The 9273-nt window shown below is 41.5% G+C and carries 13 protein-coding genes and 1 riboswitch; of the genes, 10 read left to right on the top strand and 3 right to left on the bottom strand.

Going from position 1 to position 9273, the window contains the following annotated elements; all coding sequences use genetic code 11:
• Nucleotides 1-193: 193 nt before the first annotated feature.
• Genes B3F51_RS11545 through B3F51_RS11530 form a run of 4 tightly spaced genes read left to right on the top strand, consistent with a single transcriptional unit; the run spans nt 194 to nt 2934 of the window.
• Nucleotides 194-559, top strand: a complete 366-nt coding sequence (locus B3F51_RS11545; protein ID WP_286947205.1) for an ArsR/SmtB family transcription factor — start codon at nt 194-196, stop codon at nt 557-559.
• A 25-nt stretch (nt 560-584) separates the two neighbouring features.
• A complete protein-coding gene (locus B3F51_RS11540; protein ID WP_286947203.1) occupies nt 585-806 on the top strand; it encodes a cation transporter in 222 nt (73 codons plus the stop codon).
• Between the two features lie 46 nt (nt 807-852).
• A complete protein-coding gene (locus tag B3F51_RS11535; protein ID WP_286947201.1) occupies nt 853-1074 on the top strand; it encodes a cation transporter in 222 nt (73 codons plus the stop codon).
• A gap of 15 nt (nt 1075-1089) precedes the next feature.
• Nucleotides 1090-2934, top strand: a complete 1845-nt coding sequence (locus B3F51_RS11530) for a heavy metal translocating P-type ATPase (protein ID WP_286947199.1) — start codon at nt 1090-1092, stop codon at nt 2932-2934.
• 185 nt (nt 2935-3119) lie between these two features.
• A riboswitch (cyclic di-GMP riboswitch) is annotated at nt 3120-3211 on the top strand.
• Nucleotides 3212-3565: 354 nt separating this feature from the next.
• Here B3F51_RS11530 and B3F51_RS11525 read toward each other — a convergent pair.
• From B3F51_RS11525 to B3F51_RS11515, 3 genes are read right to left on the bottom strand one after another with little or no spacing between them, the layout of a single operon-like run.
• Nucleotides 3566-3889: a hypothetical protein gene (locus tag B3F51_RS11525; RefSeq protein WP_286947197.1), complete on the bottom strand. Its 324-nt coding sequence runs from the start codon at nt 3887-3889 to the stop codon at nt 3566-3568.
• Nucleotides 3882-4670, bottom strand: coding sequence for an ATP-binding protein (locus tag B3F51_RS11520; protein WP_286947196.1), 789 nt, complete (start codon nt 4668-4670; stop codon nt 3882-3884). Before B3F51_RS11520 ends, B3F51_RS11525 begins: the two co-directional genes overlap by 8 nt.
• Nucleotides 4667-5050 (bottom strand): hypothetical protein, encoded by a 384-nt coding sequence (locus B3F51_RS11515; RefSeq protein ID WP_286947195.1) that lies wholly within the window; start codon nt 5048-5050, stop codon nt 4667-4669. The genes B3F51_RS11520 and B3F51_RS11515 overlap by 4 nt, the downstream gene beginning before the upstream one ends.
• Nucleotides 5051-5131: 81 nt before the next feature.
• Here B3F51_RS11515 and B3F51_RS11510 point away from each other — a divergent pair, with 81 nt between their 5' ends.
• The 6 genes from B3F51_RS11510 to B3F51_RS11485 all read left to right on the top strand — a co-directional run bounded on the left by B3F51_RS11510 (nt 5132) and on the right by B3F51_RS11485 (nt 9255).
• Complete coding sequence (locus B3F51_RS11510; protein ID WP_286947193.1) at nt 5132-6712, top strand: IS3 family transposase; 1581 nt, start codon at nt 5132-5134, stop codon at nt 6710-6712.
• 51 nt (nt 6713-6763) lie between these two features.
• On the top strand, nt 6764-6910 hold the full coding sequence (locus B3F51_RS11505) for a hypothetical protein (RefSeq protein WP_286947191.1): 147 nt from the start codon (nt 6764-6766) through the stop codon (nt 6908-6910).
• Nucleotides 6911-6931: 21 nt separating this feature from the next.
• A complete protein-coding gene (locus tag B3F51_RS11500; protein ID WP_148637642.1) occupies nt 6932-7411 on the top strand; it encodes a Csac_0668 family 2Fe-2S cluster-binding (seleno)protein in 480 nt (159 codons plus the stop codon).
• Between the two features lie 645 nt (nt 7412-8056).
• A complete protein-coding gene (locus B3F51_RS11495) occupies nt 8057-8578 on the top strand; it encodes a hypothetical protein (protein ID WP_089994429.1) in 522 nt (173 codons plus the stop codon).
• Nucleotides 8579-8905 (top strand): hypothetical protein, encoded by a 327-nt coding sequence (locus tag B3F51_RS11490; protein ID WP_089994431.1) that lies wholly within the window; start codon nt 8579-8581, stop codon nt 8903-8905. It begins immediately after the preceding gene.
• Between the two features lie 59 nt (nt 8906-8964).
• Nucleotides 8965-9255 carry a hypothetical protein gene (locus B3F51_RS11485; RefSeq protein ID WP_286947187.1) on the top strand — a complete coding sequence of 97 codons (291 nt, stop codon included), beginning with the start codon at nt 8965-8967 and terminating at the stop codon, nt 9253-9255.
• Nucleotides 9256-9273: the final 18 nt, after the last annotated feature.

Genomic DNA, 9273 nt, shown 5'->3' with positions numbered 1-9273 from the left:
CAGCTCAGGAAATCACTAACAGCATGGTACCGCTCAGAGCCAGTATAAATCGATACAAAAAAATGTTTAACTCAGATATTTATTTAAGTTAAATTTTAAAAAAAAGACCTTGACAATTGAGTATGTATTCAACTATACTGTAAACATAATTGAATACATGCTCAATTGAATTTGAATAGAGGGAGGAATTTGTATGGATAAGAAGATAGATAAGACAGGTGTATGCGATTGTAGCGTTATTCATTCAGATATTGTGGAAATAGTAAAATCAAAGATGCCTGAAGAATCCCAGCTTTATGATTTGGCTGATTTTTTCAAAGTTCTTGGAGATAGCACAAGAGTTAAAATTTTGTGGGTGCTTGACTCAAATGAAATGTGTGTCTGTGATTTGGCAGTGCTCCTTAATATGACTAAATCTGCCATTTCTCATCAGCTGCAATCGCTAAGACAAGCGAAGCTTGTTAAGTTTAGGAAAGAGGGTAAAATTGTCTTTTATTCTCTCGCAGATAAACAAGTGAAAGACATCTTCGAAAAAGGCTTAGAACATATTGTAGAATAATTAAAAATAATAGGAGGATTTTATCATGAAAAAAACATTTAAATTAGAGGGCTTAGACTGTGCTAACTGCGCTGCGAAAATGGAAAAAGCAATCAATAATCTTGACGGCGTGAGCAACGCCACTGTTAATTTTATGACTACCAAACTTGTTATCGAGGCAGATGACGATAAGATGGCTGAAATTATCGAAGCTGCAAAAGCAATTGTAAAAAAAACGGAGCCTGACGTGGTGATGAAAAAGGCTTAGAACACATTAGTGAATAATGTAAAAAAATTTGGGAGGTTTCATTATTATGAAAAAAACATTTAGACTTGAAGGTTTAGAGTGCGCAAACTGTGCAGCAAAAATGGAGAAGGCTATTAATGAGCTTGATGGTGTAAAGGAAGCTACTGTTAATTTTATGACCACAAAACTTGTTATCGAGGGTGAAGATGAAAAAATGCCTGTCATTATAGAAGCTACAGAAAAAATTGTTAAAAAAATTGAGTCTGACGTTGTTATGAAAAAGGCTTAACGAGGAGGCAGTGCTATGAACAATCGGTTAAAACGAATTATTGCAGGCGGCATAATTTTCGCTGCTACAATGATTTTAAAAACAAACAATGAGCTGTTAGAGCTTGCGTTATATCTTATCAGTTATATTATTGTTGGCGGAGATGTGGTTTTAAAGGCTATAAAAAACATTCTCAAGGGTAAGGTCTTCGACGAGAACTTCCTTATGAGCGTTGCTACAATCGGTGCATTCTTTATCGGCGAATATCCAGAAGGCGTTGCAGTTATGTTATTTTATCTGGTTGGTGAAACATTCCAAAGCTATGCTGTTGATAAGTCAAGAAAGTCAATTGCAAGCTTGATGGACATTCGCCCGGATTATGCGAACGTGAAACGCGGTGATGAACTCGTCAAAACAGACCCGGATGAAGTAAAGATTGGTGATACTATCGTAATTAAAGCCGGAGAGAAAATTCCTCTTGACGGCAAGGTTATAGAAGGAAACTCTATGGTCGATACTTCGGCACTTACCGGTGAGTCTGTACCGCGTGAAATAACTGTTGGCAGTGACATATTAAGCGGATGCATCAATATTAACGGAGTAATTACGGCAGAAGTTACCAAGGAATTTGGAGAATCTACCGTCAGCAAGATTCTTGATTTAGTCGAGAATGCCAGCAGTAAAAAATCCAATTCGGAACAATTTATTACGAAGTTTGCGAGATATTATACTCCCGTTGTGGTAATCATCGCTGCTATTTTAGCTATTGTGCCGCCTCTTGTTATAGAGGGTGCGACTTTTAGCGACTGGGTTTACAGAGCATTAGCATTTCTTGTGGTTTCCTGCCCGTGTGCGCTTGTTGTCTCCATACCATTAAGTTTCTTCGGTGGAATAGGCGGAGCTTCAAGAAGCGGAATCTTGGTCAAAGGCAGCAACTATCTGGAAGCGTTGGCGCAGACGGAAATTGTTGTTTTCGATAAAACCGGTACCTTAACAAAAGGTGTATTTAATGTACAGGAAGTACATGCAGAGGGAATTTCAAAAGAAGAGTTGTTGGAATTAACTGCTTATGCAGAAAGCTACTCCAATCATCCAATTTCGCTGTCATTGAAACGTGCTTATAACAAAGATATCGACAATGGGCACATTTCGGATGTAGAAGAAATATCGGGTCATGGTGTTAATGCAATAGTAGATGGCAAGAAGGTTTCAGCAGGTAATTTCAGGCTCATGGAAAAGATGGATATCCCATATTACAAAGGTGAACTGATTGGTACGGTTGTACATGTTGCAGTTGATAACGTATATGCCGGTTATATTATTATAGCCGATGAGGTAAAAGCAGATTCGGCACAGGCAATCAGAGATCTTAAGGAAGCTAACATTAAACAGACAGTTATGTTGACAGGCGACACCAAAAACGTTGGTACAAAAGTTGCCAGGGATCTAGGACTTGATAAAGTTTATACTGAATTGTTACCGGGAGATAAGGTTGAAAAACTGGAAGAACTGTTTTCACAAAAATCAGCAAAAGGCAAGCTTGCTTTTGTAGGTGATGGAATCAATGATGCCCCTGTTTTAGCCCGTGCGGACATCGGAATAGCAATGGGCGGTTTGGGCTCTGATGCAGCCATTGAAGCTGCGGACATTGTCATTATGACCGATGAGCCTTCTAAAATTGCTACAGCAATAAAGATTTCACAAAAGACACTGAAAATTGCACATCAAAACATTGGATTTTCTCTTTCCGTAAAAGCAGTTGTTCTTGTCTTGAGTGCCTTGGGATTAGCTACCTTGTGGGAGGCAGTATTCGCTGATGTAGGCGTGACTATCATCGCGGTATTAAATGCTTTCAGAGCATTGAATGTGAAAAAAATATGAAATGCCATTACTTTTCAATATAATGCAAACCAGACTTTGATTCGTCCTTTTGCTTACAGAAACTACCCCTCGTTTTGTCCTACCATTAAGCAAATCAAGGGGTACATCATAAGTATTAAGATAGAGAGGGATATCAGCATCAATCATTAAGTAAGGATCGTGAGTATAACTAAAAAATAGAATATCAAAGCCAAGGGCAAACCCACCTAAAGGTGGGGACGCAAAGCCGTAGGATCTAAGACGCTTCAAAAAGCGTTATGATAGCCTGGCTACCGGAAGTCACGCATAGCCTGCCCTTTTTTCAAGGGCAGGCTTTTGCACATTTGTGGCTTTTGACGGATGTTTTTGGGGTATCAGATGCAGGCTTTCGCCACGCTCCTGGTGAAAGGGGTACCCTTATGATTACCTGTTTCCACTCCATTGGGAGGTCGAAATAAAGAAGGCGCACTTCGTACATACGACCCTCCACCAACTCAATATTACAAAAAGCCAGTATTTTGCTATATGAACCGACCCCTGACAAGTAGATGTATATTCCGACCAGCAAACTCCATTTGCACGGTCATTCCGCTCCAGCATCACGGAGGGTGAGATCCACCCTCACGGAAGCTGAACCAGTAGTAACTAAATGCTAATACTCAGAATCATCGTGGACATTAGCGAGGCGACAGATATGTTCGCACCACTCATCGGTTTCCATGGGATCCTGGTTATTATATAATAACTGAATATAGACCTGATAAGCGGGATGATCACTGTATCGCCTGCCCAGATCGGAGAGAATGTCACTTCTGAGATACTCATCATAAGGATATTGAAGATGACGGCTCAGTTCATAACGGGTTCTGACGGTTTCAGATTCCAAATGTTTGATGTCTTCGATCAGCTCATTAATCAACTGACAGAATTCGTATCGGCAATCGCAGCAACAAAAGAAATCATTTTGATCATCCATGGCTTGCACCATTTCTGGAAGAAGCCTTGAAGCTGTGCCGTTCCCGCATCGAAATTTTGCCACCAATCCGGATGTCATAGGCATTGTGAATGATGCGATCCATGATGGCTTCAGATATCGGGCTGTCATTATCAGGATCGGGATTAATGCGTTCATACCAGCCTTCCCTTTCGTATTGGGTGCAGAAGATAATGGAACCTTCCTTACAGCGGGTTTCGACAATCTCAAGCAGATCATAGGCTTCCTGTGGTTCCAGGGTGCGGATCAACCATTCATCGAGAATCAGCAGTTCAACCTTCTGGTATGACTTGATGGTCTTTCTGAAGGTGCCACACCCCTTGGCAACATTCAGCTCATCCAGCAGTTCCGGCATCCGAATGTAGCGGACGGATTTGAATTTCCGGCAGGCGGCATTACCCAGAGCATTGCTGAGGTAGGTTTTGCCATTCCCGGAAGCCCCTTTTAAAATGATGTGATGGCCGTCTTCGATATATTGACAGGAGGCCAGCCGGAGAATCTGGGCTTTGTCGAGCTTCCGGTCGTCATGGTATTCAATCCCTTCAATGGTGGCACCAGGCTCTGCAAAGCGGGCATTCCGGATAAAGCGCAACAGTTTATTGGACTTCCGGCGGTTCCACTCCGCATCTACCAAAAGCCCCAGCCGGTCTTCAAAGCCAAGCTGGCTGTAGGTGGTCTGATCGGCAAACTGGGCTTCCAGTTCATCGGCCATGGCCGTCAGTTTCATCGCTCTTAATGCCGCGATCGTTGACTGATTAATCATTCCAGCTCACCGCCTTTCTGGAAGTAGGCGGCCCCACGGGTGATCCCATAACTACCGGATGACTCCGGTGTAGCTTCTGTTTTTGGCTCGCGTCCCGTTTTGATCTTATCCTGACCATTTTTTAAAATGGTGCTGATGTTTCGAATTGTCGGTGAGCTACTGTAAAGAAGTACCCGCTGGCAAGCGTTTTCAAGGCGTTCATGACCATAGCGGTCGGCGAGTTTTGTCAGGCTTGCACAGGCTTTGTAACCCTGTTCCGGTTCCCGCCCAGCAGCAAGAAAAAGCCTGGTTATGGCGCTGGTCTGTTCACCCACTGATTGTGCCCATGTCTGAAATTCTTCGGAACTATAGGAAAGATATTTCTGGTGGGCCAGTGGCATATGTTTGAATATTTCGGCTGGAAAAACCAGGCGGGGATGCGGACATAATCCTGGACTAAATAGTTTTAAGGAGGATGTCAAATGTATTCAAATGAAGACCGTATGAAGGTAATAAGGCTCTATATCGAATACGATTATAATGCTAGGGCAGTGATCCGTGAGTTGGGTTACCCATCTAGAAATCGGTTGGCTATATGGTACAAAGAATATCAAAAACATGGCACATTAGATGGATTGAGCCAACAAAATAACTCCAAGTATTCGAAAGAACAACGCCAAGAAGCAGTAGATTATTATCTGAAAAACGGTAAAAGTATCAGCCGCACAATTAAAGCATTAGGATATCCTGGCAAAACAACTTTATGCGACTGGTTAAACGAAGATGTCGCTCACAATAAACGCAAATGGAGTTGTAAAGCATCAAAGTCTTTGGTACGATGTACTCAAGAGCAAAAAGAACAAGCAGTAAAGGATTATTGCACAGGCGTGCATACTCCTACTGAACTAAGTAAAATATATGGGGTTGATCCATACACAATATATCATTGGAAAGACAAGCTGCTCGGTAAGGAGAATAAAATAACGATGTCAAAGAAATCGGTAAACTCCAAGAGCAACAAAGTCGCAGATGTCAAAGTCTCAGCAAAAGACTTGTTACAGGATAAAGCTTCTTTGGAAAAGCAAGTAAAAGATCTTGAAAAAGACATACGCCGATTAAAACTTGAAAAAGATATTCTACAAGAAGCCGCAAAAGTAATAAAAAAAGATCAGGGCATTAATCTTTCATCGCTAACAAATCGCGAAAAGGCCATAATTATTAATGCCCTACGAGATAGATACATTCTAAAGTATCTTCTTGACATCTTGAACATGGCCAAAAGTAGTTATTGTTATCAGATTAATTCAATGAACCATGACAAATACGAGGGTTTACGTTCATATGTTAAAAATGTTTTTAATGAAGCAAAAGGTCGTTATGGTTATCGACGAATTCATTCGGTAATAAAAACATCGGGTATCATAGTTTCAGAAAAGGTTGTTCGTAAAATAATGAAAGAAGAACAACTTATAGCAAATCCTGTTCAAAACAAAAAATATAATTCGTATAGAGGTGAAATAAGCCCTGAAGTTGCTAACGTTATTGAAAGGAACTTCCATACAGATAAACCAAACACTAAATGGCTTACAGATATAACCGAGTTTCGTATCCCGGCTGGAAAGATATATCTGTCCCCAATAATAGATTGTTTTGATGGACTACCTGTAAGCTGGACAATTGGAACCACACCAGATGCAAACCTTGTAAATACCATGCTTGACGAAGCCATATCTATTCTTGAAACTAATGAAAAGCCAATAGTCCATTCTGATCGGGGTTGCCATTATCGATGGCCGGGATGGATAGAACGAATTGAAGGAAACGGACTAAAACGATCTATGTCGAGGAAAGGTTGTTCCCCAGATAACTCTGCTTGTGAAGGTTTCTTCGGTCGTTTGAAAAATGAGATGTTTTATGGCTATTCATGGTCAGATGTTTCAATCAATCAGTTCATTGAGGTGTTGGATAAATATATTATTTGGTATGCTGAAAAGCGGATAAAGATTTCGCTTGGTGGAATGAGTCCGTTAGATTATCGAAGGAGTCTGGGATTGATCGTTTAGGTCCAAAAAAACGTCCGCATCCCCGTGGCTCTAAATCAGCGGAATACTCAAATGCCGAAAAAGTCCTTTATTAAAGGTAGAAAGCAGGAACTCGAGATTTTATTTATGTATTATTGGCTTCATGACATGGAAGGCGATAGTGATTATTGGCAGGAGTATTTAGAGATGGTTTTACTGGGTTTAAAAAAGACATTATAATGAGAGATGGAGGTTAAGAATATGAAAGTTGACAATGAATGTTGCTGTGGGTGCAATACACAAAAAATAGAACAAACTAAGGATAATTGTCCAGTGTGCAGTAATGAAGGAGTTTCCGTTAGCAAGGTGACCGTAGAACACTTAGTAACAGACAATTATCGAAATGCCGTTGAGGGAGACCAATATAAGATTTGCATGAATGAAGATTGTAATGTTGTCTACTATAACGTGGATAACGGAATCAAATTTTCAAAAGATCAAGTTAGAGTTCCTATCTGGTTTAAAAAAGATGCAAATCCTAAGTATGCATGCTATTGTAGTAAAGTTACGGAGGAACAAGTAATTGAGGCTGTAATTAAACACGGTGCAAAAACAGTAAAAGAAGTGAATGCCATAACTGGGGCTATGAAAGATTCTAATTGTAAAGAAAACAATCCACTGGGGTTATGTTGCCATAAAATTATTCAGGAAGCCATCGATAAGGCCTTAAAAATGAAATAATTCAAGTTGATATGTTCCCCCGAACCTTGAGTTTAAAAATACGATGTACATGTTTCCGAGAACTGACAGGTTGAAAGACATCAATACCGTCAACCTGGGCCACTACGAATAAGGGTGGCTTCCGCCAGAAAAGTAGTAAATGGTGTTGATATGTTCCCGAGAACCATAAAATCGTTGATATGTTTCCACATACTGCGAAAGCGCTAAAAAACAGTTGACCTGTTCCCAAGAACGCTGACATCAATAATGAGCACTCGAGCCACGTTGAGGTGATAATAATGATGACGTATTGTGGTCGGAACGAAAAATAAGGCGATTTGACCACAAGATGTTGTGGTTTTGGAGCAAAAATTGAGCAAAAATCGGGGCCGAAAAGTGCATTTTTGGGCCCGATTTTTTAGGGGTTTTTATAGATGACATTCGGTATTTTTGAAAATGGCACCCTAAAAACACAAATTTCACAGAGGTAAAGCCAAAGGCATTGGAACCAAAAATTCTGATGCCTTTGTTTTCATATTATACCAAAACAATTTTATAAAGCTACCATCTAGCAGAAGTATGAGAGGCTATGTTTTTCTTTATTAGGAAGCATAGCCTCTTTTTTTATTGCCTGATGCAGTGGTTAAAAAGACTGGAGGAAACAAAATGGCAAATGAAATGATGCGTATCTTTTTCCCTCTGAAGATCATCACCTACCCCCAACATGAATATGGCGAGTGCGGATTGGATGATCCTCCGGAGGAAATCACTTCTGCGGAGGCCGTGGCGTATGAGGATGCTATCCTCGCTGCCATCGCCAAAGAGAACCGGCAATTTAAAAATGACCGCGGCCTTGCGGAATATATCCATGAGGATGCGCTGAAGGAAAAGGTACACAGCCTGTATCCATCCGTGGAAGTCTGCGATGGTGAGCTGTGGGGAGTCATGACCGCAGGGCTAACAGAAGCTCTTTCCGGTGAAGAAACAGCCGAGCTTTTGAATTTTGTGGTTGGACAAAATGCAGATGGCTTCGGGGAAAGCCTAGAACAGCGCCCTATCAAAACACCGGACGGCGAGATTTATGTCAGCCTCTGGAATGATGAGAATTACTCCATCAAGCCGGAGAAGGAAATGAAAAACAGCGCTCCCGCTCTCGGTTACAGCGGTCCGGTGATGGGAGGAATGTAAGTGAGCAAGATATTTTCCATCATCGGCTTGGAAACCAACACTGGCATCCGTGACGTTGGACTCATGAGTGGGGTTCCCGAAGTGGAGGATATACAAAACTCCCAGCTATATAAAGAGCTGGTTGAGGACTGCGGCGGTTCAGAATACATCACAGTGGCGGTTAAATCCTTCTGTTATGGCGAGGGGGAACCTCAAGATGCAACCGTCGAAGATCTCCAGTGGCTTAAATCTCATCCCGAATTCTTGAAAAGTAATGCGGTCACAAATCTGCAAAACGCAAGATTCGCCATCCTCTATCCTGATCAGGGGATGCAGATGAACATGTAGCGTCTTTTGGTTTTATAAAACTGAAGGGCGCTTTTTTATTTCAGAAAGGAGATGATCAAATGTCAGAAAAGGAAAAGGTGATGACTGTGACACTGATGCGGTCGGACCTGTACGACGCGACCGCATACTCCGGCACATATCTGAAACTCCCCGCAAGCCGGGACGAAATACAGGACGCACTACATCGTGCAAGAGTCACAGATGATCAGCCATATCAGGTTGTGGAGTGCTTCAGTATGCAGGGAGAGGAACTGAGTTTTATTCCTGAAAATCCTCCTCTTGCTGAGCTGAACTTCCTTGCATACCGTATAAGTGAGTTGAGCGAGCATGACCGCATCGCCTTCATGTAGTCCGTCAAATTATAAGCA

The sequence above is a fragment of the Acetobacterium sp. UBA5834 genome (genome assembly GCF_002435675.1).
Taxonomy (GTDB): Bacteria; Bacillota; Clostridia; order Eubacteriales; family Eubacteriaceae; genus Acetobacterium; species Acetobacterium wieringae.
Note: the sequence above shows the minus strand (reverse complement) of the source record. Positions and strands in the feature narration are given on the sequence as shown.

Coding starts and splice junctions, on each gene's coding strand:
- B3F51_RS11545 (WP_286947205.1), top strand. CDS start 194: ATGGATAAGAAGATAGATAAGACAGGTGTATGCGATTGTAGCGTTATT.
- B3F51_RS11540 (WP_286947203.1), top strand. CDS start 585: ATGAAAAAAACATTTAAATTAGAGGGCTTAGACTGTGCTAACTGCGCT.
- B3F51_RS11535 (WP_286947201.1), top strand. CDS start 853: ATGAAAAAAACATTTAGACTTGAAGGTTTAGAGTGCGCAAACTGTGCA.
- B3F51_RS11530 (WP_286947199.1), top strand. CDS start 1,090: ATGAACAATCGGTTAAAACGAATTATTGCAGGCGGCATAATTTTCGCT.
- B3F51_RS11525 (WP_286947197.1), bottom strand. CDS start 3,889: ATGGATGATCAAAATGATTTCTTTTGTTGCTGCGATTGCCGATACGAA.
- B3F51_RS11520 (WP_286947196.1), bottom strand. CDS start 4,670: ATGATTAATCAGTCAACGATCGCGGCATTAAGAGCGATGAAACTGACG.
- B3F51_RS11515 (WP_286947195.1), bottom strand. CDS start 5,050: ATGCCACTGGCCCACCAGAAATATCTTTCCTATAGTTCCGAAGAATTT.
- B3F51_RS11510 (WP_286947193.1), top strand. CDS start 5,132: ATGTATTCAAATGAAGACCGTATGAAGGTAATAAGGCTCTATATCGAA.
- B3F51_RS11505 (WP_286947191.1), top strand. CDS start 6,764: ATGCCGAAAAAGTCCTTTATTAAAGGTAGAAAGCAGGAACTCGAGATT.
- B3F51_RS11500 (WP_148637642.1), top strand. CDS start 6,932: ATGAAAGTTGACAATGAATGTTGCTGTGGGTGCAATACACAAAAAATA.
- B3F51_RS11495 (WP_089994429.1), top strand. CDS start 8,057: ATGGCAAATGAAATGATGCGTATCTTTTTCCCTCTGAAGATCATCACC.
- B3F51_RS11485 (WP_286947187.1), top strand. CDS start 8,965: ATGTCAGAAAAGGAAAAGGTGATGACTGTGACACTGATGCGGTCGGAC.